Genomic DNA, 24,055 nt, shown 5'->3' with positions numbered 1-24,055 from the left:
GCGCGACGGACCGGCGAGTGTCGCCTCATCAATCGTCTTCGCGCGCGTGCACGCGGCTGCGGTGCAGCAGCATCGCGGCGGCCGAAAGCGAGGCGATGGCCGAGGCGATCAGCACCGCCGCCTTCGCCAGCTCGACGGCCTCCCCGTCGAGCGCGAGGTCGGCGATCAGCAGGCTCACGGTGAACCCGACGCCGCCGAGCATCGACAACGCGCCGATGTCCCGCCAGCCCATACCCCTGGGTTTCTCCGCGAGCTTGAACTTCACCGCCAGCAGGCTGGCGCCGAAGATCCCGAGCAGTTTCCCGCCGACCAGCCCGATCAGCACGGCCAGCGGCAACGCGGTGGTGAACACCGCGCTGAGCGATTCGCCGTCCACCTTGATCCCGGCGGCGAACAGCGCGAACAACGGCACCGCGACCGCGGCCGACCACGGCTGCAACCGGTGTTCGAGCCGGATGGCGGGCGCGTGCTCCTCGCCATCGTCGGCGCGGACGCGGGTGAGCAGACCGAGCGCGACGCCGGCGATGGTGGCGTGGATGCCGGCCGAGTGCACCGCGATCCAGGTGACCAAGGCCAGCGGCACGTAGATCCAGGCGCTGCGGACGCGGCGGTGCTGGAGATAGGCGTACAGCGCGAGGGCGACGACGGCGACGCCCGCGGCGACGAGGTCGAACTTCGCGGTGAACAGGATCGCGATGAGGAGGATCGCGCCGAGGTCGTCGACCACCGCGAGCGAGAGCAGGAAGACGCGGGCGCTGCTCGGCAGGTTCGACGCGGTCAGGGCGAGCACACCCAAGGCGAACGCGATGTCCGTGGCGACCGGGATGGCCCACGCGCGTTCGATGCCCGGCGTTCCCCAGCCGACCGCGAGCGCGACCAGCGCCGGGACGATCATGCCGCCGACCGCGGCGACCACCGGCAGGATCGCCTGCTTGAACCGCGAAAGCTCGCCGACCACGAGTTCGCGTTTGAGTTCGAGCCCTGCGACGAAAAAGAACAGCGCGAGCAGGCCGTCTTTCGCCCAGTCGCCGATGGTCAGATTCAGGTGGAGGAATTCGGGACCGAGCCGGAAATCGCGGATCGCGCGGTAAATGTCGTCGATGGGCGAATTGGCCCAGATGAGGGCGATCGCGGTGGCGCCGAGCAGGATCATCCCGCCGGTCGTCTCCGTGCGGAGGTAGCGGGCGAATTCCGCGACGGCTTTCGCGGGACGGGTGGGGCCGGTGCTCACGGCATCCTCCGGGTTTCGGCAACGACGAATACTGTTGCCGACCAGACTTCCCGGCGCACCTTGACGCGATTTTAACGCCTGGAGCTGCGGAAATCTCGCGTTCATGACGGCGACCACAAGATCATGCGGACGTCGGTGTCCCGTCCACATGCTGGGCTTCTAGCATGTCAACCGGAAACCGACAACGATGTCTTCACAAAGGACGGCATGGTGAGTACCTCTACCGAGGTCCAGCGAGACACGAGGTTTTTCGGGCACCCACGAGGGCTCGCGAACCTCTTCGGCGTCGAGATGTGGGAGCGTTTCTCGTATTACGGGATGCTCGGCATCCTCCCGATCTACCTCTACTACGAAGTCAGCCAGGGCGGCCTGGCGCTGCCGAAGGCCTCCGCGCTCGGCATCGTCGGCGCGTACGGCGGCATGGTGTACCTGTCGGCGGTGATCGGCGCCTGGGTCGCGGACCGGGTGCTCGGTTCGGAACGCACGCTGTTCTACAGCGCGATCCTGATCATGATCGGCCACATCAGCCTCGCCGTGCTGCCCGGTCTCGCGGGCATCGGTGTCGGCCTCGTCTGCGTGGCCGTCGGCAGCGGCGGGCTGAAGTCCAACGCCACCGCCATCGTCGGGACGTTGTACGCGCCTGGCGACGAGCGGCGTGACGGCGGTTTCACGATCTTCTACATGGGCGTGAACGTCGGTGGCTTCGTCGGCCCGCTCCTGACCGGGCTCGCGCAGAGCGAGATCGGTTTCCACGTCGGCTTCGGCCTCGCCGCGTTCGGGATGGCGCTCGGCCTGATCCAGTACACGATCGGCCGCAAGAACCTCGGCGAGAAGGCGAGCGAGGTCCCCAACCCGCTGCCCGCGTCGCAGCGCCCGCTGGTCTTCGGTGGCACCGCGGTGGGTGTCGCCGCGATCGTGCTGCTCGTGGTCTTCGGCGTGATCAACCCGGCCAACCTGGTCGACGTCGTCGTCTGGGCCGTCGCGATCATCTCGGTGATCTACTTCGTGGTGATCATCAGCAGCAAGAAGATCACCTCCGAGGAACGCAGCCGGGTCTACTCGTTCATCCCGATGTTCATCGCGAGCGCCGCGTTCTTCTCGCTGTACCAGCAGCAGTTCACCGTGGTCGCGGCCTACACCGACGAACGGCTGAACCGGACGATCTTCGGCTGGGAGATGCCGGTGGCGTGGGTCAACTCGATCAATCCGGTGTTCATCATCCTGTTCGCGCCGGTGATCGCGGCGATCTGGACGAAACTCGGCCCGCGGCAGCCGTCCTCGCCGATCAAGTTCGTGCTCGGCACGGTCACCATGGGCGTGGCGTTCCTGCTGTTCCTCCCGATGGTCGGCAGCGGCAAGAACGCGAGCCCGCTGCTCGCGCTGGCCGGCATCCTGTTCGTGTTCACCATGGCGGAACTGATGCTTTCGCCGGTCGGCCTCTCGCTGTCGACCAAACTCGCGCCGGAAGCGTTCCGGACGCAGATGGTGGCGCTGAACTTCCTGTCCATTTCGCTCGGTACGGCGATGTCCGGAAAGCTCGCCGAGTTCTACACGGTGGAGGACGAAGCGCCGTACTTCAGCATCGTGGGCGGGGTGGCCATCGTGGTCGGTGTGGCGCTCCTGGTGGCGACGCCGATGATCCGCAAGCTGATGAAGGGCGTTCACTGACGCGCTTCATGCCGCACTGACGAGCGATCCTCGAACGTGCTGAAAGGGCCCTTCACCGCATAGAAAGCGGTGAAGGGCCCTTTCGCTACCCGGCACTCACGTGATGGAAGGCGTAACTCGCGTGATTGAAGGCGTAACTCGCGTGATGGAAGGCGTAACTCGCGTGTTTGAAGGGCGAACTCGCGTGATTGGGCGGCGAACTCGGTGTGGCGCCTCTGATCACGCGAGTTGCGTCTCTGATCACGCGAGTTGCGCTTCTGATCACGCGAGTTCGCCGCTCAATCAAGCGTGTCGTCCGTCTGATCACGCGAGATCGCCGTCAGCCGACGGTCGTCCCGAACAGCACGCCGACGTAGTAGGTCACCAGCATCGTCAGCGCGCCGACGCCGACATTCCGCGCGATCGCCCGTCCGACGCGCGCGTCGCCCAGTTTCGCGCTGATGAGCCCGGTCAGCGCCAGCCCGACCACCACCGCCGACGCGCAGGCCCAGACCCGCGCCGAGGTCGGCGTCCACGAGATCGACAGCAACGGCAGCAGCGCGCCCACGGTGAACGCCACCAGCGACGCCCAAGCCGCCTGCCACGGGCTGGTCAGATTGTCCGGATCGATGCCGAGTTCGGCCTCGGCGTGCGCCTGCAGCGCGTCCTTTTCGGTCAGTTCGCGGGCGACCTCCGCGGCGAGTTCGGGGGAAAGGCCCTTCTCCTCGTAGATATCCGCTAGTTCCCGTTCTTCGGCCTCGGGCATCTCTTTCAGTTCACGCTTTTCCAGCCGCAACTGTGCGCGTTCGGTGTCGCGCTGGGTGCTCACGGAGACGTATTCCCCGCCCGCCATGGAAAGCGCGCCCGCGACGAGCCCGGCGATTCCCGCGGTGGCGATCGTGGTGGAGTCGGTGGTCGCGCCCGCGACGCCGACCACGATGCCCGCCACCGAGACGATCCCGTCGTTCGCGCCGAGAACCCCGGCGCGCAACCAGTTCAGCTTGCCGCCGAGGTCCGCGTGCGGTTCGTGCGGATGTGAAGTCGATACCGTATCGGTCACCTTTTCAGTGAAACACAAAGAACGGTACCCGGCGAGCGAAGACCGTTTCGGTGAATAGAGGCAAACCTTATTGACTATTGCCTTACCTAACCCATCGGCTACGTTGTTCCGGTGGCCGAGGTGGTGATCCTGATCGGGCTCCAGGCAGCCGGGAAGACGACGTTCTTCCGCCGGGAGTTCGCGGGAACGCACGTCCATGTCAGCAAGGACACCTTCCCCAACGCCCGGCGGCCGCAGGCCCGGCAGTTGCGGATGCTGGCCGAGGCGCTCGAAGAAGGTCGTTCGGTGGTCGTGGACAACACCAACCCGTCGCCGGAGGAATGGGCGCCGCTGATCGAGGTCGCCAGACGGTACGGCGCGCGCGTCGTCGGGTACTGGTTCCCGCCGGATATCGAAGGCTCCCATGAACGCAACGCGCGCCGGAATGGGAAAACCCGGGTGCCCGACGTCGGTCTGTATGCGACTCTCAAGCGGCTGCGGCGCCCGAGCGCCGAAGACGGTTTCGACGAGCTGTACACCGTCGGTTTCGACGGTGAAGGCGGTTTCGCCGTGAAGCGGGGGTGAGGACATGGACGCGAGTGATTTCGAGGCGCGGCAACGGGAACGCGAGTGGTTCCACGGCCTGACCGTCCCACCGGGTGCCTGGACGGTGCTCCGCGTCGACGGCCGGGGTTTCTCGAAGTTCACCGAAGCGCGGTTCGAGAAGCCGTTCGATCCCCGGTTCGCGGACTGTATGGCCGAGACGGCGAGCGCGTTGCTGGCGGAGTTCGCTTCGCCTTACGTGTACACGGAAAGCGACGAGATTTCGCTCGTGCTCCCACCCTCCGCCGAGCTGTTCGGCCGGGGTGTCGAGAAGCTCGTGTCGATCTCCGCCGGGGTCGCCTCGGCCGCGTTCACCCACGCGGCCGGGGTGCCCGCGCACTTCGACGGCCGGGTTTGGCTCGGCACGACGCTGGACGACGTCGTCGACTACTTCTCCTGGCGGCAGGCGGACGCGGCCCGCTGCGCGCTCAACGGCTGGTGCTACTGGATCCTGCGCAAGGCGGGGAAATCGGCAAGCGAGGCCGGGGCGGCTCTCGAAGGCACTGGTGTCTCCGAGAAGAACGAGCTGCTCTTCGCGCACGGCGTCAACTTCGCCGAAGTCCCCGCCTGGCAACGGCGCGGCGTCGGGCTGTACTGGGAGTCCTACGAGCGCACCGGCTTCGACCCGGTGCGGCGGATCGAGGTTTCCGCGACCCGCCGACGTGTTCGCGTCGATCGTGAGTTGCCCATGAAGGGCGAGTACCGGGCGTTCCTCGGCGAGCTGCTTCAGCCGATCGGTTCGGGCAGCCGCCGCACCGTGTAGGCGAGTTCGATCGTCTCGCCGGTCGCCGGGTCGCCCAGTTCCACGCGCCACGAGCCGGCGAACTGGTCGACGCCGTGCACCATCGGGATGGTCCCGGAGATCAGCACGGTGCCCGGCGCGTGGAGGCCGCGCTCGCGCAGCACGTCCAGCCAGTACGACGGCGGCAGCAGTTCCGCGAGTTTCCCTTGCTGGATCAGGGTTTCCCCGGCCCAGGCGGACAGCGTGAGATCGTCGAGCCGGTCCTGGACGTCCACGAGCCGCCACGCCTTGGTGGCGAGGACATCGGGGCCCGCGTTCTTGCTCCACGCGACGCCGTGCGCTTCGAGCGCGCGGTCGGTGTGGTCGCAGGCGGCGGTCAGGAGGACGTCCTCGGGCGCGGGACCGGTGATGACGATGGCCCATTCGGCCTCGCCGGAGGTCCGCTCGTGCTGCACCGGGACCTCGGCGGTCTGGCTCGCCAGGTACGGCGCGACGGGGTACAGCGCCGGGATCACCGAAGGCGCGGGGACGCCGAGTTCGGCCAGCTCGGCCACGTGGGCGGCGACGTCCTCCTGGCTGCGACCGGCGTATCCGGCGTTCAGCAGCGTGTGGACCTCGGTCCGCCGCTCCTGGCCGTCGGGAAGGGTGAAACGCAGCTCAGGCATCTGTCCTCCGAGATTGGGGGTTGCGCATACAGCTTGTATACAAGGAGTATATCCGCAATTCAACCCCTCCCGGCGGGGTTGCGGATCTCCTACGGACGGATGTGGACATGACCTCACCAGCCGGTGACCGGCGTTCGTTGCACAAGGCCTTCGCGGCCAGCCTCTCGGGCACGGCGCTCGAGTGGTACGACTTCGCGGCCTACTCGGTGGCGGCCGCGACGATCTTCGGGAATCTCTTCTTCCCGTCGGAAGACCAGCTCGCGAGCACGATGGCGGCGTTCTCCACCTACGCCGTCGGCTACCTCGCCCGGCCGCTCGGCGGGTTCCTGTTCGGCCGCCTCGGCGACGTGCTCGGCCGCAAGCGCATCCTGGTCATGACGCTCGTGCTCACCGGGGTGGCGACGTTCCTCATCGGTGTCCTGCCCACGTACGAGACCATCGGCGGCTTCGCGGCGGTGCTGCTCGTGGCGCTGCGGTTCGCGCAGGGTGTCGGCATCGGCGGCGAATGGGGTGGCGCCGTCCTGCTCTCGAGTGAGTTCGGCGATCCGAACAAACGCGGTTTCTGGGCGTCCGCCGCGCAGATCGGCCCGCCCGCGGGCAACCTGCTCGCCAACGGTGTCCTCGCCGTGCTGGCCGGGCTGCTCACCGAGGACCAGTTCAACAGCTGGGGCTGGCGGATCGCGTTCCTGCTTTCCGGCGCGCTGGTCGGGTTCGGCCTGTGGATCCGGCTCAAGCTGGAGGAGACCCCGGTCTTCAAGCAGATCCAGGAGCGCGGCGAACGTCCGTCGGCACCGATCTCCGAGGTCTTCCGCACCGAACGCCGCGCGCTGATCGCGGCCGTGCTGATCCGCGTCTGCCCGGACGTGCTGTACGCGCTGTTCACCGTCTTCGTCCTCACCTACGTCACCACGCACACCGACCTCTCGCGCGGCGCCGGGCTGGCCGCGGTGATGATCGGTTCGGCGTTCCAGCTGATCCTGATGCCGCTGTTCGGCGCGCTCTCGGACCGGGTCTCCCGGCGCAAGATGTACCTGGTCGCGACCATCGCCGCCGGGATCTGGCCGTTCGTGTTCTTCCCGATGGTCAGCGGTGGTTCGTTCGCCATGCTGGCGATCGGCATCGTGCTCGCGCTCGTCATCCACGCGGCGCTCTACGGGCCGCAGGCCGCGCTCGTCACCGAGCAGTTCTCGCCGCGCCTGCGCTACACCGGCAGCTCGCTGGCGTACACCCTCGCCGGCGTGATCGGCGGGGCGCCCGCGCCGCTGCTGTTCACCGCGCTGCTGGCCGGTTTCGACACCTGGGTCGCGATCGGGGTCTACTTGCTCGCCACCGCCGTCGTGACCATCATCGGTGTCGTGCTCGCCCGTGACCCGGACCGCGAGGAGGCGGCTGCCATGGAGCCCGTGCGATGACCTCGACCCCGAAGTCCTGGGTTTCACTGTCTACAGTGGAGGGTCTGCCGCTGATCGGCGGACAGGGCCGGTTCCGGACGCTCGCGACTGCGGAAGGCGGCCTGGCGTATGAGATCTGCTATCCGGCGGGTGTCGCTTCTCCCGTGCACAGCCACGATCACGACAGCATCGTGTACCTGGTTTCGGGTTCGCTGCGCGGCACGATCGACGGCCGGGAAGTGACCCTCGAAGCCGGCGGCACGATCGTCCACCCTCGCGGTGTTCCGCACAGCGTGGAGGCCATTGTGGACAGTCGGTGGGTCGAATTCAAGACGCCGCTGCCCGCGCGGCCGCCGATCGCGGAATGAAGAAACCGGGGCGGACACTGATCTCCAGCGTCCGCCCCGGTCGGGAGGAAAGTCTTACGCGTCCAGCTCGGCCAGCGCCAGCTTCGCCTTCTCCAGCTCGGCTTCGAGCTGGGCGACCTTCGCGGCCTGCAGCTCGCGGGCGGCGTTGATGACCTCGTCGATCGGGCCGGACAGGTCGGCGTGCAGTTCCTTGGCGGCGCGGGACACGGCCGCGGCCGGGATCTCCAGGCCCTTCGCGACCCACTTGCTGCCGTTCTTGAGCTCGGCCTGCCACTCGCCGTCGGCGGTGCCGGTGACCGTGAGGGTCAGCTCGACGGTGCGGGTCTTCTTCGCCGTCGTGGCGACCTTCGGGCGGCCACGCTTGGGCTTGGGGGACTCCGCCACTGCCTCTTCGGCAGCGGGCTCCGGGTTCTCCGGAGTCTCGGTCTTCGCCTCGGCCGGGGCTTCGGCCGTCTCCGCCTGCGGCGTCGAGTCGACGGGCGCTTCGGTAGCCGCTTCTTCGGACACGGCGTCAGTGCGTGTCAAGGCATCCACGGTCATCGTCGGTGTCGTCTCCTTGCCCGGGTATGGGGTGGTACCCGGCACATCCTAGAACAGGCGTTCGAGTAGAGCGAACCGGGGTGTGGTAGGCGTGTCGTATGCGAGGAACGGGCCGTTCCTCGCGAATTCCGCGGGGAACGGCCCGTTCACAGCACTTGAGGTGGCGCTACTCCTCGGTCTTGCCGGACTTCAGGCCCGAAGAGATCAGGTCCATCACCGACGAGTCGGCCAGCGTCGTCACGTCGCCGACCTGGCGGTTCTCGGCGACGTCGCGCAGCAGGCGGCGCATGATCTTGCCGGACCGCGTCTTCGGCAGCTCCTGCACGACCAGGATCTGCCGCGGCTTCGCGATCGGCCCGATCTCCTTGGCGACGTGGTTGCGCAGCTCCTGCACGGCCTCGTCGCCGCCGTCGACGGCGTTGCCGCGGAGGATGACGAAGGCGACGATGCCCTGCCCGGTCGTCGGGTCGGTCGCGCCGACGACGGCGGCCTCGGCGACCGTCGGGTGCGAGACCAGCGCCGACTCGACCTCGGTGGTCGAGATGCGGTGCCCGGACACGTTCATCACGTCGTCGACCCGGCCCAGCAGCCAGACGTCGCCGTCGGCGTCGTACTTCGCGCCGTCTCCGGCGAAGTAGTAGCCCTGGTCGGCGAAGCGGGACCAGTAGGTCTCGCGGAAACGCTGCTCGTCGCCCCAGATGCCGCGCAGCATGCCCGGCCACGGCTTGTCGAGCACCAGGTACCCGCCGCCGCCCTTGCCGACCTCGACGCCCTGGTCGTCGACGACCTTCGCCGAGATGCCCGGCAGCGCCTTCTGCGCGGAGCCCGGCTTCGTCGCGGTGACACCCGGCAGCGGCGAGATCATGATCCCGCCGGTCTCGGTCTGCCACCAGGTGTCGACGATCGGCGCCGAGTTCGCGCCGACGTTCTCGCGGTACCAGATCCACGCCTCGGGGTTGATCGGCTCGCCGACGCTGCCGAGCACGCGCAGCGACGAGAGGTCGTACTTCTGCGGGATCTCGTTGCCCCACTTCATGAACGTGCGGATCAGCGTGGGCGCGGTGTAGTAGATGGAGACCTTGTGCTGCTGCACGATCTCCCAGTGACGGCCTTCGTGAGGGGTGTTCGGCGTGCCTTCGTAGACGACCTGCGTCGTCCGGTTCGCCAGCGGCCCGTACACGATGTACGTGTGCCCGGTGATCCAGCCGATGTCGGCGGTGCACCAGTAGACGTCTTCGCCGGCCTTGTGGTCGAAGACGTTGTGGTGCGTGTACGCGGCCTGGGTCAGGTATCCGCCGGAGGTGTGCAGGATGCCTTTCGGCTTCCCGGTGGTGCCGGAGGTGTAGAGGATGAAGAGCGGGTGCTCGGAGTCGAACGCCTGCGGCGCGTGCTCGGCGGACTGGCCGTCGACCAGTTCGTGCCACCAGATGTCGCGGCCTTCGGTGATCGGCACCTCTTCGCCGGTGCGGCGGACGACGATGACCTTCTCGACCGATTCGGCGCCTTCGAGCGCTTCGTCGACGTTGGCCTTCATCGGGGCGGCCTTGCCGCGGCGGTACTGGCCGTCGGTGGTGATGACGATCCGCGCCGCCTGGTCGTCCACACGGGAACGCAGGGCTGTCGGGGAAAAACCCCCGAAGACGACACTGTGCAGGACGCCGATCCGGGCGCACGCGAGCATCGCGACGATCGCTTCGGGCACCATCGGCATCTGGATGGCGACCCGGTCGCCCGCCTCGAGCCCGAGCGACTCCAGCGCGTTCGCGGCCTTGGAGACCTCGTCCTTCAGCTGGGCGTAGGTGATGTCACGGCTGTCGCCGGGTTCGCCGACCCAGTGGATGGCGACCTGGTCGCCGTGCCCGGAATCGACATGGCGGTCGACGCAGTTGTACGCGACGTTGAGCTTGCCGCCCACGAACCACTTCGCGAACGGCGCATTGGTCCAGTCCAGTACCTGCGACCACTTCGTTTCCCAGTGAAGGCGCTCGGCCTGCTTGGCCCAGAACGCTTCGCGGTCGGCGTCGGCTTCGGCGTAGAAGTCGGCGGTGGCATTCGCTTGCGCGCTGAAAGCCTCACTCGGGGGGAAGGTCCTGCTCTCCGTGAGCAAATTGTCCAGCGCCGGCGACTGCTCGGTCATGGTGCGATGCCTCCTGTGATTCGCGTGTCTTCACGCCCGTTGGCACGCTATCGACGTTACGACGCGAAGTAAAAGGTTGCATCGTGGTTGCGCGCGGCATTCACACGCTTGAGGACAAAGCGGTACGGACCGCCGGCCATTCTGGTCCGGTGAGGGAGTAGACGACGGTGTCACGGATGGTTCCGTCCGGCCGTACGCGATGCGCGCGCAGCAGCCCTTCCCGTTGCGCGCCGAGACGTTCGATCGCCTTCTGCGACTTGAGGTTCCGGATGTCGGTCTCCCACGAGACGCGGTTCGCGCCGAGGTCGTCGAAAGCGTGGCGCAGCAACAGGAGTTTCGACTCGCGGTTGAGTCCGGTCCGCTGCCATTCGGAACCGATCCAGGTGTAGCCGACGGAAACGATCTTGTGGCGTGCGTTCATCGCGTAGAACGACGTCGTGCCCGCGACCTCGCCGGTGCGCGCGTCGATCTGCGCCCAGGCGCGGCGGTCGGCGTCGGCGAGGATGTCTTCGACCATGTCTTCGGCCGCGGCGAGGTTTTGCGGCTGCCGGAGGCTGAGCCAGGTCCAGATCGCCGGGTCGGAGCCCGCCGCGAAGAGGCCCTTGGCGTGGTCGCGGGTGAGGGGTTCGAGGCGGACGCGTTCGCCGGTCAAGGTCGCGTGGGTGTTCCAGTCGGTCACGATCTTGACGGTACGACCGGCAATGGCCTTACTGGATAGCCAGTTTCGAAGCATTCGAGAAGGCCACTACCGCGTTGCCTATGCTCGCGGGAACGATCGACGAAGGCGAGGCGGCATGGCCGAAGAGCGGGAAGAGCTCACTTGGGAGTTGTTCGGGACGGCCAGCAGGGAGCTCGCGCAGGCCGTCGCCGACGACGGCTTCGAGCCGGACCTGATCCTGTCGATCGCGCGCGGCGGGCTGTTCGTCGCCGGAGCGCTCGGCTACGCGCTGGACGTCAAGAACCTGCACGTGATGAACGTCGAGTTCTACACCGGCGTCGACCAGCGGCTCGACCTGCCGGTGATGCTGCCGCCGGTGCCGAACGTGGTCGACCTGACGAAGAAGAAGGTGCTCGTCGCCGACGACGTCGCGGACACCGGCGCGACGTTGAAGCTGGTGCGCGACTTCTGCGCCGACCACGTCGCCGAGGTGCGCTGCGCGGTCGTCTACGAGAAGCCGCGCTCCGAGGTCAAATGCGAGTACGTCTGGAAGCACACGGACCGCTGGATCAACTTCCCGTGGTCGGTGCAGGCGCCCGTGGTGCGGCGCGCGGGCCAGGTGCTGGACGCGTGACGGATCCGCTGAAGCCGCTGCTGGACCTCGAAGGGGTCGCCGCGGCCGCGAAATCGGCGCAGGACGCGGTGTTCGCCGTCCACCGGCTGCCCGCCAACCTGCGCGGCGGCGCGGCGACGGCCGCCGAAGCCTCCGTGCGGTCGGCGCGGGCGTCGGCCGGGATCGAAGGCGCCGCGCCCGAACTGCCCGAATCCGGTGAAGTGACCGATCCGGTCTTGGCGGGCGCGCTGCGGGTCGCGGAAGCGCTGGAGGGCCTGCTCCCGACGTGGCGACGCGCGCCGTTGCAGGCGTTGGCGCGTTTGCACGTTCTGGCCGCGTCGGATCTGGTGACGGACTCGGACGCGCTGGGACGGCCGCGGTCGTCCGGTGACGTCGGGCCGCGGCTGGAGATGCTGGCGCAGCTGGTCACCGGCGCGACGTCGGTGCCGGGGCCGGTGCTGACCGCCGTCGTGCACGGGGAACTGTTGGCGCTCAAGCCTTTCGGCTCGGCGGACGGCGTCGTCGCGCGGGCGGCGGCGCGGCTTTCGGCGGTGGCGACCGGGCTGGACCCGAAGGCACTGACGGTGCCGGAGGTCGCGTACTTCCGGCGGGTGCCGAAGTACCTCGAAGCCGCTTCGGCCTTCAGCTCCGGGACCCCGGAGGGCGTCCGGAATTGGTTGCTCTTTTCGTGTGAAGCGTTCGAGGCGGGCGCTCGCGAGGCGAAGTCCATCTCCGACGCCGCCGGCTGACCCTGGTGAGATCCCACACGGGATCTTGCCCAGGTGTAGTGCGTGACCACATGGCCTAAGCGGGCCGGGCGACCTAACGTCGTCCGGCATGAGTGGTGCGTATCACAGCGATCTGGCCGGTAAGTCCGCGCTGGTCACGGGCGCGGCGAGCGGGATCGGCCTGGCCTGCGCCGAAGCGCTCGCCGAGGCGGGGGCCAAGGTCCACCTCGCCGACATCGACGCCGCCGTCGAGAAGGCGGCGGCCGACGTCAACGGCATCGCGCACGTCGTCGACCTCACCGACGCCCAGGCCGTCGAGACCCTGCCCGCCGAGATCGACATCCTCGTCAACAACGCCGGTTTCCAGCACATCGCCCCGATCCACGAGTTCCCGCCGGAGACGTTCACCCGCATCCAGGCGCTCATGGTCACCGCGCCGTTCCTGCTGATCCGCCGCGCGCTACCTCATATGTACGACCGCGGCTGGGGGCGCGTGGTCAACATGTCCAGCGTCCACGGCCTCCGCGCGAGCCCGTTCAAATCCGCGTACGTCACCGCGAAGCACGCGCTCGAAGGCCTCTCCAAGGTCGCCGCGCTCGAAGGCGCGGAACACGGCGTGACCAGCAACTGCGTCAACCCCGGCTATGTTCGCACGCCGCTGGTCACCGGCCAGCTCCAGGCGCAAGCCGAGGAACACGGCCTCGAACGCGACGCGGTGATCGAACAGGTCCTCCTGCGCCGTTCCGCGATCAAGCGGCTCATCGAACCCGCCGACGTCGCCGCGTGCGTGCTCTGGCTGTCCGGCGAGCACGCCGCCCATGTCACCGGTACCTCGATCCCCCTCGACGGCGGCTGGACCGCCGCGTGAACCCTCAAGAAAGGACGTCCCCGGTGACCACCCAGAACCGTGGCTCGATCGCGAAGGTCGTCAGCGCCAGCCTGATCGGAACGACGATCGAGTGGTACGACTTCTTCCTCTACACCTCCGCCGCGGCGCTCGTGTTCGGCAAGTTGTTCTTCCCCTCCAACGATCCGCTGACCGGCACGCTGCTCGCGTTCCTGACCTACGCCGTCGGTTTCCTCGCCCGCCCGATCGGCGGCCTGGTGTTCGGCCACTTCGGCGACCGCGTCGGCCGCAAGAAGCTGCTGGTGCTGAGCCTGTTGCTGATGGGCGGTTCGACCTGCGCGATGGGCATCCTCCCGACGTACGCCACGGTCGGGGTCATGGCGCCGATCCTGCTGACGCTTTTGCGTCTCGTGCAAGGCTTCGCGCTCGGCGGCGAATGGGGCGGCGCGGTGCTGATCGTCTCCGAGCACGGCGACGACAAGCGGCGCGGATTCTGGGCGTCCTGGCCGCAATGCGGTGCTCCCGGCGGGAACCTGCTCGCGACGGCGGTCTTGGCGATCCTCGCCGCGACGCAGTCCGACGAGGCGTTCCTCAGCTGGGGCTGGCGGATCCCGTTCCTGCTTTCCGGTGTCCTCGTGGTGATCGGGCTGTGGATCCGGCTCGCGGTCAGTGAGTCGCCGGTGTTCCTCGCGGCGCAGAAGAACAACGCGACCACGCACGCGCCGGTCGTCGAGGTGTTCCGCAAGAGCTGGCGCGCGGTGCTGATCACGATCGGTTCGCGGATGGCGGAGAACGTCTCGTACTACGTGATCACCGCGTTCATCCTCGTCTACGTCACCACCGGGCTGGGCCTGCCGAAATCGGCGGGACTCAACGCGGTGCTCATCGGTTCGGCCGTGCACTTCCTGACCATTCCCCTGTGGGGCATGCTTTCCGACCGGATCGGCCGACGGCCGGTGTACCTGTTCGGCGCGATCGGCATGGCGGCGTGGAGTTTCGCGTTCTTCACCATGCTCGACACGAAGAACACGGGCGTCATCATTCTCGCGGCGACCGTCGGGCTGGTGCTGCACGGCGCGATGTACGGCCCGCAGGCCGCGTTCTTCTCCGAGCAGTTCCCGACGCGGGTGCGCTACACCGGTCTTTCGGTCGGCGGTCAGCTGTCGTCGATCGCCGCCGGGGCGGTGGCGCCGCTCATCGCGGTCGCGTTGTTCAAGGAGTTCGGCAGCACGATCCCGGTCTCGCTCTACGTGGTCGCCATGTGCGTGCTGACCGTGATCGCCCTGCTCGCCGCCCGCGAGACCAAGGGCGAGTCCCTGCACTCCGAAGTTCTCACGGAGCGCGGTCGCGTGTCAGCATGACCCTTGTGGACAGTTCCGCACAGTTGCGCCGGCTGCTCGAACTGCTCGCCTCCGGGGCGGGCAGCGAGCAGCTGGCGCACGTCCCCGTCGACCCGAAGGCCACCGAGCTGGCGCTGCGGATCCGGGACACCGTCGCCGAGCACCGGCGGCGCGAGGCGGAGCTGACCGCGCTGTTCGACACGGCTAGCGACCTCGCCCGGCTGGACGACCCGGACGCCGTCCTGCGGTCGATCGTGCGGCGGGCGCGGGCGCTGCTCGGCGTGGACGTCTCGTATCTCAGCCTCAACGACGAAACCGAGGGCAAGACGTACGTCCGCGTGACCGACGGCTCGGTTTCCGCCCTGTTCCAGGACATCGTGCTGGGCATGGGCGAGGGGCTCGGCGGGCTGGTCGCGCAGACCGCGCGGCCGTACGCGACGGCGGACTACTTCAACGACAAGCGGTTCCGCCACACCACCTCGATCGACACCGGGGTGCTCGACGAGGGGCTGACCGCGATCCTCGGGGTGCCGCTGGCGATCGGCAGCAAGGTCATCGGGGTGCTGTTCGCCTCCGACCGGAGCACCCGCGAGTTCTCGCCCGACGAGGTCGCGCTGCTGTCGTCGCTGGCCGACCACGCGGCGATCGCGCTGGACAACGCGCATCTGCTCGACGAGACGCGCCGCGCGGTCGCCGAACTGAACGCCGCCAACGCGACGATCAGCGGGCACAACGACGCGATGCGCCGCGCCGAGGACGCGCACGACCGGCTGATGGATCTCGTGCTGCGCGGCGGTGATCTGGCCGAGGTCGCCGCCGCGGTCGCGGACGTGCTCGGCGGCGCGATCGCCGTCTATGACGCCGACGGCGTCGCCCTCGCCCGGACCGATGGCGAGCTGGAGCTTTCGCGTGCGGCGGTTTCGGCGTCCAGGACGAGCGGGCGCGCGGTGTCCACTGAGGACGGTTGGCTTTGCGCGGTCCAGGCAGGTCAGGAATTCCTCGGCAGCCTCGTGCTCGGCGGCGGGCCGTCGCTCGGTGAGGCAGACCGGCGGCTGTTCGAGCGGGCGGGCGTGGTCACCGCCGTGTTGTTGATGCAGCGGCGTTCCGTCGCGCGGGCCGAGGACGAGGTGCGCGGGGAGCTGCTGTCGGACCTGCTCACCGCGCCGGGCCGCAATCCCGCCGCGCTGCTGGCTCGCGGTCGACGCCTAGGGGTCGATTTGTCGACATCGCACGCGGTGCTGGTCGCGCACGCCGACGACGTCTCCCGGCGGCGGCTGGCCGCGGCGGCTTCGCGGCACGCGGACCTGGTCGGGGTGCACGCCGACGAGGTGGTCCTTCTGGTTCGTGGCGCGGATCCGGGCGCGTTGGCGCGATCCGTGGCCGCGGAACTTGCGTCCACAATGGACTGTCCGGTGACGGTGGGGGCGGCGGGTCCGGCGGCGTCACCGAGGGAACTGGCCGTGGCGCACGCCGAAGCCGCGCGATGCGTCGCGTCGTTGCTGGCGCTGGGCCGCGCGGGGGAAGGCGCGAGCATGGCCGACCTCGGGTTCGTCGGGCTGCTGCTCGGCGAGCACGCCGACCTGGGCGCGTACGTGACCGCCACGATCGGCCCGGTGCTCGACTACGACGAACGCCGCGGCACCGATCTGATCGGTACCCTCCGCGCGTATTTCGCCTGTGGCGGTAACTTGACGCGCGCGAAGGATCTCCTCCACGTGCACGTCAACACGGTCGTGCAGCGGCTGGACCGCATCGCGTCACTGCTGGGCGAGCAGTGGCAGGCGCCCGAGCGCGCACTGGAACTCCAGCTCGCGCTCAGGCTGCACCGCCTCACCAATGACCGAAACGGATGACGTCGTCGAAGTCACGGCGAGGGATCTTGGTCGCCGAGGAGCCGGGCGACGGACCGGATTCCGCACCGTGCCCGAGCGCCACGACACCGATCGGGTCGTGATCCTCCGGTACGCCGAACTCGCTGTGGAGCCGCTCCACGCTTTCCGGCGCCAGCCCGAAGAACACCGCGCCGAGACCTTCGTCGACGGCCGTCTGGAGGATCAGCAACGTCGCCATCCCGGTGTCGACGTCCCAGTACGGCACGCGCCACCACGATTCGTCGCGGTCGGCGACACCCTTGTCCGGCTTGGCATAGCGGTCGAGGTACGCGTTCTTGACCGAGAGCGGCACGATCGCGACCGGCGCCGTGGTCACGGTTTCCGGCGCCCAGCTCGCCCCGAACTCCCAGAATTTCGCGAGTTCCTCGCCGGTGAGGACGAGAAATCCTTGTCCCTGTGAGAAACCGGCCGAAGGACCCTTCAGCGCGTTGCGCAGAATGCGCTGCAGGCTCGCCTCGGCGACGGGCTCGTCGGTGAACTTCCGGACCATGCGACGGCGTCGTACGACGTCCTGGAATTCCATACGATCAGCTTAGTGCGCAAGAGGTCGCCAGGTCACCGCTCGCGCGCGGGATCGTCGCCGAAGCGGGTGGGCGGACGCCGTCGAGCCAGCCTTCGAGCGCGGTGAACGCCGTGCGGAAACACGGGCCGATGGGCCGCAGCTTGTCCGGGTACGCGTCGTACAGTCCGTCGACGTGGTTGCCGTCGACGATCCGGTAGTAACGCTGCAGTCCGGCGCGGCCCTGGTCGGCGATCATCCCCTGGTAGACGTCGGAATCACGGGTGATCGGCAGTAGCGTGTCGAGGGTGCCGTGCAGGGTGATCAGCGGTTTGCCGATCCGGCCGGTCAGCGAGATCCGTTCCACCGCGCGGTGCACCGACGGCGGGCGAGTGGCGTAGTCGTAGTCGGTTCCGGCGAACGACGGATCGAATTCGGCCTGGTAGATGCGCTGGGTCAGGCCCCAATAGACGTCGTTGTGGTACGGCCAGAGGAATTCCGAGCCCGGCGCGAAACCGGCGTCGAGAATCTCTCGATGGGCTTTCGCGGAACCGGCGGCGTACGCGGGATAGGCCTTGATCGCGGGCGGCAGGAAGGTGAACAGGTTCGGGCCGTCTTCGTGCCAAAGCGTGCCCTCCCAATCGATTCCGCCGTCGTAGAGCCAAGGCCGGTTTTCGAGCTGCCAGCGGACGAGGTAGCCGCCGTTCGACATCCCGGCCGCGAGAGTGCGGCTCGGCAGGCGCCCGTAACGGTGCGCGACAGCTGCCTTCGCGGCGATCGTCAACTGGGTGACCCGTGAGTTCCATTCGGCGAGCGCGTCACCGGGGCGGCGTCCGTCGGTGTGGAAGTCCGCACCGGTGTTGCCCTTGTCGGTGGCGGCGAACGCGTAGCCGGCGGCGAGGACCTGGTCACCGATGGCGCGATCGTTCGCGTACTGCCGCCGCACGCCGGGCGATCCCGCGACCACCAGGCCGCCGTTCCAGCGATCGGGCAGCCGCAGCACGAACTGCGCGTCGTGGTTCCAGCCGTGCGTCGTGTTGGCCGTCGACGAATCCGGGAAGTAGCCGTCGATCTGGATGCCGGGAACACCCTTGGGCGCGGAGAATCCCGCCGAGGTGAGCCCGGCCCAGTCCGCCTGGACGGTGTGCCCGGTGACCAGGGTGCCGGTGGTCGTCAAATCGTCCAAACAGGACAGTTGTTGTTTCGCGGCGCCGGGAACGCGTACGTTCGCGCAGCCGCCCGCCGCCTGGGCGGGCACAGCCAGGGCCAGCATCATCGCGAGGACCAGTAAGAGCCGCATCGGGCGACGATAAGCGGCGTCTTCGCGTGCCGGTATCCGGTGTGACCACACAAAACGGGCCGCCGCTGTGGTGGTCTTCCACGTGGGAAGCGGGGGTCGGCGGTTTTAGCCTGAAATGATGCGAAAACTCCTCATCGGCGCGGTGGTTTCGGCATTGGTCCTTCTTTCGGCGACTCCGGCACAGGCGGCGGCGATCCGCCCGGTGACCGGGTTCGGGAGCAATCCCGGTGCGTTGCAGATGTTCGAATACGTTCCCGACGGCTTGCCGTCCGGGCGTCCGGCGGTGGTCGTGCTGCACGGCTGCACCCAGGACGCGGCCGGATACGCGCGTGGCTCCGGCTGGGTCGGGCTCGCGGACCGGCTGCGATTCAAACTCGTTCTGCCGCAACAGGTTTCGGCGAACAATTTCAATAAATGCTTCAACTGGTTCCAGGCGGGCGACATCAAACGAGGAGCCGGTGAGGCCGAGTCGATCGCTCAGATGGCGCGGTTCTCGGCCGGGAGTCGGACGTACGTGACCGGCCTGTCGGCGGGCGGCGCGATGACTTCGGTGATGCTGGCGGCGTATCCGGAGCTGTTCTCGGGTGGCGGTGTCGTCGCGGGGCTGCCTTACGGTTGCGCGGCCTCGATGATCGACGCGTACTCCTGCATGAACCCCGGCAAGGACCTGACTCCGAAGCAGTGGGGTGACAAGGTGCGCGCCGCGGGCGCCGGACCGCGTTCGCCGGTCAGTGCGTGGCACGGGACATCGGATTACACGGTCGCTTCGATGAACATGCGCGAGCTTGCCGAACAGTGGACCGATGTCGGCGCGGCCGTCGACACGCACGCCGTCGCCGGGATGGGGCATGGGCAGCCGATCGCGCCGGGAGCCGGATGTGGGCAGGCGGGGCCGTATCTGCTCGATGTCGGCGTGTGCGCCGCGGGCGAGCTCGCGGCGAAGTGGCGGCTAGGCGAGGACGGCGTCCAGTAGCCCGGGGAAGCGCGCGTGGACGTCCTCGGTGCGTAGCTCGACCCAGCGGGTCCGGCCCTCGACGAACGTCGTCGTGAGGCCGGCCTCGCGCAACACCTTCCAGTGATGGGAGAGCGTCGGCGCGCTGATCTCGACGTCGTACTCGGAGATGGCGCAGCTTCGCGGCGAAGGATTGCTTCGCAGGGCGCGGATCAGCTCCAGGCGCACGGGGTCGGCGAGCGCCTGGAGCACCGGCACGATCTCGATCTCGTCGATCGACGGCTGCGGCAGCGTGCTGCTCACGGCACTCCAAACTATTTGACAGTCATCGAATAGTCCCGCCACTATACCCGCCATGACGATTCGACGATCATCAAATGATCGGCTCGCGCTGGGGGCTCTGCTGGTACTCGCCGTCGGGACGTTCACCGTCGGCACCGACGGATTCGTCCTGAACGGGCTGCTGCCCACCATTGCCGCGGACCTGCGCGTTTCCGAAGCCGTCGCGGGCCAGCTGACCACTGTCTTCGCGGTTACCTACGCGATTTCCTCGCCGCTCATCGCGGCCTTCACCGGACGGCTCGACCGGCGCTGGGTGCTCGGCGCGGGGATGGTGCTGTTCACGATCGGCATGGCCGGTCAGGCGCTCGGCGAGAGCTTCGCCGTGGTCGCCGTCGCGCGCGTGCTGGCCGCCCTCGGTGCTGCCGCGTTCCAGTCCAACGCTTATGTCCTCGCCGGCGCGCTGGCGTCGGACGAGCGCCGCGGCCGCGCGCTGGCCACGGTCTCCGCCGGGATGAGCGTGTCGATGGTGCTCGGCGTGCCGATCGGGGTGCTGGCCGGGAACTGGTTCGGCTGGCGCGCGGTGATGTGGGGGATCGGCGCGGTGGCGCTGGTCGTGATGCTGCTCGTGCCGTTGTTGCCCGGCGTCCGGATGCCGACGGTGTCGTTGCGCGACAGGCTCGCCGTCGTCGTGCGGCCGCCTATCGCGCGTGTGCTCGGTGTGAGCGTTCTCGGTACCGCCGCGGGCTTCGCGGCCTTCGTGTACTTGCCGGTGCTGGTGGATCCGGTGGCGGCGGGCGCGATGATCTCGTGGCTGCTCGTCGGCTTCGGGATCGGGCAGATCGCGGGCAACGCCTTCGCGGGCCGGGCCACGGACTCACTGGGGTCTTCGCGCGTCCGGTCGATCTCGCTCATCGGGACGGTCGTGACGCTGGCGCTGCTGGATGTCGCCGTACTGAGTCTGCCTGGCTCGCTGATCCTCGCGCTGGCATCGGGTGTGTTCGGCGGAATGCTGATGGTGCCGCAGCAACACCGGCTGTTCTCGCTGGCGCCTGACGCGCCGACGGTCGCCCTGGGGCTGAACGGTTCCGCGATCTACGCCGGTGGCGCCCTCGGGGCCGCGCTGGGTGGCGTCGTCCTGTCCTCGGCGGGGGTTTGGTGGGTCGGCCCCGTTGCCGCCTTCGTTGCTCTGCTGGGCTTCGCGCTTTCGGTGCCTTCGCGGGCGAAGGTCGCCCAGCCCGCCTGACCAAAGTGGGAGCAAGGGACCTTTGCTACCACTTGTCTCAACGTCGAGAGAAGTGGTAGCAAAGGTCCCTTGCTCTCTTTCGCAGGTCGAGGGCCTATTCGACGGACCAGCGCTCCTCGATTCGCGCGAAGCGCCACACGAGGAGCGCGAAGACCCACGTAAGCACGAAGAGCGCGACGACCGCGTAGCCCACGTAGTCCAGGCTCAGCGACCCGATCGCCGCGAGCGGCCCGGTGGTGATGCCGAAGCGTTCGGTGATGATCGAGATGACCTCGATCGTCCCGATGAGCAAGGCGACCGCGACGGAAAGCGCCGTCACCGTGAGGTTGTAGTAGATCTTCCGCACCGGCTTCGCGAAGGCCCAGCCGTACGCGAAGTTCATGAAGCAGCCGTCGGCGGTGTCGAACAGCGTCATCCCCGCGGCGAACAGGATCGGCAGCACCAGGATCGCGTACCAAGGCAGCGAAAACGCGGCCGCGCCGCCGGCGAGCACCAGCAGGCTGACCTCGGTCGCGGTGTCGAAGCCGAGGCCGAACAGCACACCGATCGGGTAGATGTGCCAAGGCTTGCGCACCGCTTTGGTGGCGCCTCGGAGCAAGCGGTTCATGAAGCCGCGGTTGTCGAGCTGCCGCTCCAGCGCCGCTTCGTCGAGCTCGCCCCGCCGCATCCGCCGGAACACCTTCACGATGCCGACCAGCACCACCAGGTTCATGATCCCGATGAGGTACAGGAACACCGCGCGGAAACCGACGTCCCGATCAACCCGGTCGCCTCGTGCAGCGCCGACGAGTCGTCCTCGACGGCGCCGGCCAGCGCCCGCACGCCGAGCGACAACAGCAGGCACAGGGCGAACACGATCGTCGAATGGCCGAGGGAGAACCAGAATCCGACCGAAAGCGGCCGTTGCCCGTCGGCCATGAGCTTGCGGGTGGTGTTGTCGATCGCGGCGATGTGATCCGCGTCGAAAGCGTGCCGCATCCCGAGCACGAACGCCGTGACACCGAGCCCGACCCCGAACACGCCCGTGGCGCCGAGCTCGTACTGGCGCGGCGCCACGAAAAGCGTCAGGACCCCCCAGCCGATGACGTTGAGCAGCAGGATGAACCCGGCCATCCCGGCGACGGACACCCGTTCGCGTCGCGTGAGCGCGAGGCGTCGGGATGAACGGGTCTGCCCGCCGGTGTTCAGCTCGCGCGCACCCGGAGGGAGTCGAGAGCCTTGCGTACGTGGCCATCGTTGGCCGCCAGCGCCTTCGCCGCACTCGCGACGTCCTCGCCGGACAGCAGATGGACCAGCGCGACCTTGAGGTCGCCGTCGGCCTCGGTGAGCGCGTCGGAGCAGTCCGCCATGCTCATGCCGGTGGCCTCGCGCAGGATCCGGATGGTCCGTCCGCGCAGCTTGGCGTTCGTCGCCCGCATGCTGACCATCAGGTTCGAATACGTGCGGCCGAGCTTGATCATCGTCGCCGTCGAGAACGCGGTGAGGATGATCTTCTGCGCCGTGCCCGCCTTCATCCGCGTCGATCCGGCGATCGCCTCGGGGCCGGTGTCCACCGCGATGAGGACGTCGACACCCGGCGGCGTCACCGTCGCCGGATTGCCCGACACCAGGGCGGTACGGGCACCGAGACGACTGGCCGCGGCCAGCGCGCCGAGGACGTAGGGCGTCCGGCCGGAAGCCGTCAGCCCGAGCACGAAGTCGCCGGGCGCGACGGACTCGGCCACCTCGGCGGCTCCGGCCTTCGCGTCGTCCTCGGCGTCTTCGACGGCTTGGCGCAGCGCGCGTGCGCCGCCCGCGTGATGCGCGATGAACCAATCGGCGGGCACGTTGAACGTCGGCACGAGCTCCGCCGCGTCCAACGTCGCCAGCCTGCCGGACGTGCCGGCCCCGAAGTAGTGCACGCGGTGCCCCGACCGCAGCGCTTCCACGGCGAAGTCGACCGCCCGCGCCACCTGCGGCAGCACCGCGGCGACGGCTTCGGGGACCCGGCGGTCCTCGGCGTTGATCGCGCCGAGGATGCCCATGGTCGACATCAGGTCGATGTCGGTCGTCCGTGGATTGCGCTGTTCGGTTGGCGAATCGACGTGCACCACCTGGCGTGGGACGGTCATCATGCGCCTCACTTTTTCGCTCATTTGCCGGTTTCCCGCGGCCGCCGCCTGCCGTCGGGCCGGACGCCCAGACGGTGCGAGCCAACCGCGTCCCTGGTCGCGTCGAGAGCGTTGACCGACGCGTCCATGTGCCGCTGCGCGACACCGATGAACAGGCAGTCGATGACGGTCAGCTGCGCGATGCGACTGGCGGTCGCTCCCGAGCGGAACGTCGTCTCCCGCGCGGCCGTGGTCAGTACGTGGTCGGCGACCTCGGTGATCGGCGAACGCGGGAAGTTCGTCACGGCGACGGTGATCGCGCCGTGCTCACGCGCCACGCGCAGCGCCTCGACGGTGTCCGTGGTCGCGCCCGTGTGCGAGATGCCGATCGCGACGTCGCCGGGGCTCAGCACGGCGGCCGACGTCAGCATGATGTGCGTGTCCGACCAAGCGAAGCTGACCCGCCCGATGCGGTGCAGCTTCTGCTGCAGGTCCGCGGCGACGAACGCGCTCGCGCCCACGCCGTAGACGTCCACGCGGCCCGCTCCGGCCACGATGTCGATCACGCGCTGTAGCGACGGTACGTCGAGCTGGTCGGCGGTCTCCTCCACGGCACGCGCGTCCGCGAAGCTGACCTTGCCGATGACCGCGGCCAGGTCGTCCTCCGGCCCGATCTCGCCGCCGAGGTTGCGGGTCGACCGCGCCTCGGAACGGGCGGTGTCGGCCGCCAGGGCGATCCTGAGCTGCGGATACCCGCCGACGCCGACCGCCTTGCAGAACCGCGTGACGGTGGTTTCGCTGGTGTTCGCCGCGAGCGCGACCTCGGTGATGCTGCGCCGCGCGACCTGCGCGGGGTCGTCGAGGACGACCTTCGCGACACGCTGCTCAGCCCGGGCGAGCCCGGGCAGGAGGGAGCGAATCCGGACGAGCGGGCTCGCGTCAGCGTCCCGTGTCGGCTGCGCCGGCACGGCCTCGGACGGTGCGGCCGCGATTACGGAATCGGTATCGCCCACCGTGGGAAAGTTACTAACCGTTGGCATCTGCGACAAGGCTACCCACACCCTTCGGGAAGATCGCAACCTATCCGTGTCTGCGGATTCGATTTGCGATTAATCGTTGACCAGAAAGTCGCTAACCAGGTCGAGGCCGTTAACGAGGTCGAGCTAACGACTTGGCAACTTAGTGTCGCGATGCAAGGGGCTGTGTCCCGGTCAACGGGGTGGTCCGGTCAGCGGATCGGAGCTGGCC

At 68.4% G+C, this 24,055-nt stretch carries 23 protein-coding genes and 1 pseudogene; 12 read left to right on the top strand and 12 right to left on the bottom strand.

Translation table 11 applies throughout. From position 1 onward, the window contains the following. Positions 1-28 precede the first annotated feature (28 nt). Positions 29-1,231 (bottom strand): Na+/H+ antiporter NhaA, encoded by a 1,203-nt coding sequence (nhaA, locus tag H4W30_RS19215; RefSeq protein ID WP_192744020.1) that lies wholly within the window; start codon positions 1,229-1,231, stop codon positions 29-31. 207 nt (positions 1,232-1,438) lie between these two features. Here nhaA and H4W30_RS19210 point away from each other — a divergent pair, with 207 nt between their 5' ends. Next, positions 1,439-2,899, top strand: coding sequence for a peptide MFS transporter (locus H4W30_RS19210; RefSeq protein WP_192744019.1), 1,461 nt, complete (start codon positions 1,439-1,441; stop codon positions 2,897-2,899). Positions 2,900-3,218: 319 nt separating this feature from the next. Here H4W30_RS19210 and H4W30_RS19205 read toward each other — a convergent pair whose 3' ends face one another. After that, positions 3,219-3,938, bottom strand: coding sequence for a VIT1/CCC1 transporter family protein (locus H4W30_RS19205; RefSeq protein ID WP_192744018.1), 720 nt, complete (start codon positions 3,936-3,938; stop codon positions 3,219-3,221). Positions 3,939-4,049: 111 nt separating this feature from the next. Between H4W30_RS19205 and H4W30_RS19200 the strand changes: the two genes are divergently transcribed. Both H4W30_RS19200 and H4W30_RS19195 read left to right on the top strand, forming a co-directional pair. Then, positions 4,050-4,502, top strand: coding sequence for an AAA family ATPase (locus H4W30_RS19200; RefSeq protein ID WP_192744017.1), 453 nt, complete (start codon positions 4,050-4,052; stop codon positions 4,500-4,502). A gap of 4 nt (positions 4,503-4,506) precedes the next feature. Then, complete coding sequence (locus tag H4W30_RS19195; protein WP_192744016.1) at positions 4,507-5,283, top strand: tRNA(His) guanylyltransferase Thg1 family protein; 777 nt, start codon at positions 4,507-4,509, stop codon at positions 5,281-5,283. On the opposite strand, the gene H4W30_RS19190 is transcribed toward H4W30_RS19195, so the two are convergent. After that, positions 5,247-5,927, bottom strand: coding sequence for a DUF2848 domain-containing protein (locus H4W30_RS19190; protein ID WP_192744015.1), 681 nt, complete (start codon positions 5,925-5,927; stop codon positions 5,247-5,249). The two genes, H4W30_RS19195 and H4W30_RS19190, sit on opposite strands and share 37 nt — an antisense overlap. Before the next feature lie 107 nt (positions 5,928-6,034). Between H4W30_RS19190 and H4W30_RS19185 the strand changes: the two genes are divergently transcribed. Both H4W30_RS19185 and H4W30_RS19180 read left to right on the top strand, forming a co-directional pair. Beyond that, positions 6,035-7,339, top strand: coding sequence for an MFS transporter (locus H4W30_RS19185; RefSeq protein ID WP_192744014.1), 1,305 nt, complete (start codon positions 6,035-6,037; stop codon positions 7,337-7,339). Continuing rightward, positions 7,336-7,686, top strand: a complete 351-nt coding sequence (locus H4W30_RS19180) for a cupin domain-containing protein (RefSeq protein ID WP_192744013.1) — start codon at positions 7,336-7,338, stop codon at positions 7,684-7,686. The genes H4W30_RS19185 and H4W30_RS19180 overlap by 4 nt, the downstream gene beginning before the upstream one ends. 54 nt (positions 7,687-7,740) lie before the next feature. Here the strand turns inward: H4W30_RS19180 and H4W30_RS19175 are convergent, their stop codons facing one another. From H4W30_RS19175 to H4W30_RS19165, 3 genes are all read right to left on the bottom strand, one after another. Next, a complete protein-coding gene (locus H4W30_RS19175) occupies positions 7,741-8,226 on the bottom strand; it encodes a DUF6319 family protein (RefSeq protein ID WP_192744012.1) in 486 nt (161 codons plus the stop codon). Between the two features lie 166 nt (positions 8,227-8,392). Further along, on the bottom strand, positions 8,393-10,363 hold the full coding sequence (gene acs / locus H4W30_RS19170; RefSeq protein WP_192744011.1) for an acetate--CoA ligase: 1,971 nt from the start codon (positions 10,361-10,363) through the stop codon (positions 8,393-8,395). Positions 10,364-10,463: 100 nt separating this feature from the next. After that, complete coding sequence (locus H4W30_RS19165; RefSeq protein WP_192744010.1) at positions 10,464-11,042, bottom strand: GNAT family N-acetyltransferase; 579 nt, start codon at positions 11,040-11,042, stop codon at positions 10,464-10,466. 115 nt (positions 11,043-11,157) lie between these two features. Here H4W30_RS19165 and H4W30_RS19160 point away from each other — a divergent pair, with 115 nt between their 5' ends. The 5 genes from H4W30_RS19160 (at position 11,158) to H4W30_RS19140 (ending at position 16,402) form a co-directional block, all read left to right on the top strand. Beyond that, complete coding sequence (locus tag H4W30_RS19160; protein ID WP_126730058.1) at positions 11,158-11,655, top strand: phosphoribosyltransferase; 498 nt, start codon at positions 11,158-11,160, stop codon at positions 11,653-11,655. Beyond that, on the top strand, positions 11,652-12,383 hold the full coding sequence (locus H4W30_RS19155) for a Fic family protein (protein WP_192744009.1): 732 nt from the start codon (positions 11,652-11,654) through the stop codon (positions 12,381-12,383). Before H4W30_RS19160 ends, H4W30_RS19155 begins: the two co-directional genes overlap by 4 nt. Before the next feature lie 88 nt (positions 12,384-12,471). Continuing rightward, on the top strand, positions 12,472-13,230 hold the full coding sequence (locus H4W30_RS19150) for a 3-hydroxybutyrate dehydrogenase (protein ID WP_192744008.1): 759 nt from the start codon (positions 12,472-12,474) through the stop codon (positions 13,228-13,230). 23 nt (positions 13,231-13,253) lie between these two features. Then, on the top strand, positions 13,254-14,570 hold the full coding sequence (locus H4W30_RS19145; protein WP_192744007.1) for an MFS transporter: 1,317 nt from the start codon (positions 13,254-13,256) through the stop codon (positions 14,568-14,570). Continuing rightward, positions 14,567-16,402: a helix-turn-helix domain-containing protein gene (locus H4W30_RS19140; protein ID WP_192744006.1), complete on the top strand. Its 1,836-nt coding sequence runs from the start codon at positions 14,567-14,569 to the stop codon at positions 16,400-16,402. The genes H4W30_RS19145 and H4W30_RS19140 overlap by 4 nt, the downstream gene beginning before the upstream one ends. On the opposite strand, the gene H4W30_RS19135 is transcribed toward H4W30_RS19140, so the two are convergent. Next, positions 16,380-16,964, bottom strand: coding sequence for a nitroreductase family protein (locus H4W30_RS19135; protein ID WP_192744005.1), 585 nt, complete (start codon positions 16,962-16,964; stop codon positions 16,380-16,382). The two genes, H4W30_RS19140 and H4W30_RS19135, sit on opposite strands and share 23 nt — an antisense overlap. Before the next feature lie 4 nt (positions 16,965-16,968). Next, positions 16,969-18,240 (bottom strand): tannase/feruloyl esterase family alpha/beta hydrolase, encoded by a 1,272-nt coding sequence (locus H4W30_RS19130; RefSeq protein ID WP_192744004.1) that lies wholly within the window; start codon positions 18,238-18,240, stop codon positions 16,969-16,971. A 115-nt stretch (positions 18,241-18,355) separates the two neighbouring features. Here H4W30_RS19130 and H4W30_RS19125 point away from each other — a divergent pair, with 115 nt between their 5' ends. Continuing rightward, a complete protein-coding gene (locus tag H4W30_RS19125; RefSeq protein WP_192744003.1) occupies positions 18,356-19,213 on the top strand; it encodes an extracellular catalytic domain type 1 short-chain-length polyhydroxyalkanoate depolymerase in 858 nt (285 codons plus the stop codon). Here the strand turns inward: H4W30_RS19125 and H4W30_RS19120 are convergent. Beyond that, a complete protein-coding gene (locus tag H4W30_RS19120; protein WP_192744002.1) occupies positions 19,190-19,495 on the bottom strand; it encodes an ArsR/SmtB family transcription factor in 306 nt (101 codons plus the stop codon). The genes H4W30_RS19125 and H4W30_RS19120 overlap by 24 nt on opposite strands. 52 nt (positions 19,496-19,547) lie before the next feature. Here H4W30_RS19120 and H4W30_RS19115 point away from each other — a divergent pair, with 52 nt between their 5' ends. Then, positions 19,548-20,717: an MFS transporter gene (locus H4W30_RS19115; RefSeq protein ID WP_192744001.1), complete on the top strand. Its 1,170-nt coding sequence runs from the start codon at positions 19,548-19,550 to the stop codon at positions 20,715-20,717. Between the two features lie 94 nt (positions 20,718-20,811). Here H4W30_RS19115 and nicT read toward each other — a convergent pair. The 3 genes and pseudogenes from nicT to H4W30_RS19100 all read right to left on the bottom strand — a co-directional run bounded on the left by nicT (position 20,812) and on the right by H4W30_RS19100 (position 23,847). Beyond that, a pseudogene (nicT, locus tag H4W30_RS19110) lies at positions 20,812-21,845 on the bottom strand (Nickel transporter NicT). Positions 21,846-21,901: 56 nt separating this feature from the next. After that, positions 21,902-22,831 (bottom strand): N-acetylmuramic acid 6-phosphate etherase, encoded by a 930-nt coding sequence (locus H4W30_RS19105; protein WP_192744000.1) that lies wholly within the window; start codon positions 22,829-22,831, stop codon positions 21,902-21,904. A gap of 17 nt (positions 22,832-22,848) precedes the next feature. After that, a complete protein-coding gene (locus tag H4W30_RS19100; RefSeq protein ID WP_225949385.1) occupies positions 22,849-23,847 on the bottom strand; it encodes a MurR/RpiR family transcriptional regulator in 999 nt (332 codons plus the stop codon). Positions 23,848-24,055: the final 208 nt, after the last annotated feature.

The sequence above is a fragment of the Amycolatopsis roodepoortensis genome, from assembly GCF_014873915.1.
Classification (GTDB): domain Bacteria; phylum Actinomycetota; class Actinomycetes; order Mycobacteriales; family Pseudonocardiaceae; genus Amycolatopsis; species Amycolatopsis roodepoortensis.
This window is presented reverse-complemented; position numbering and strand designations above follow the sequence as displayed.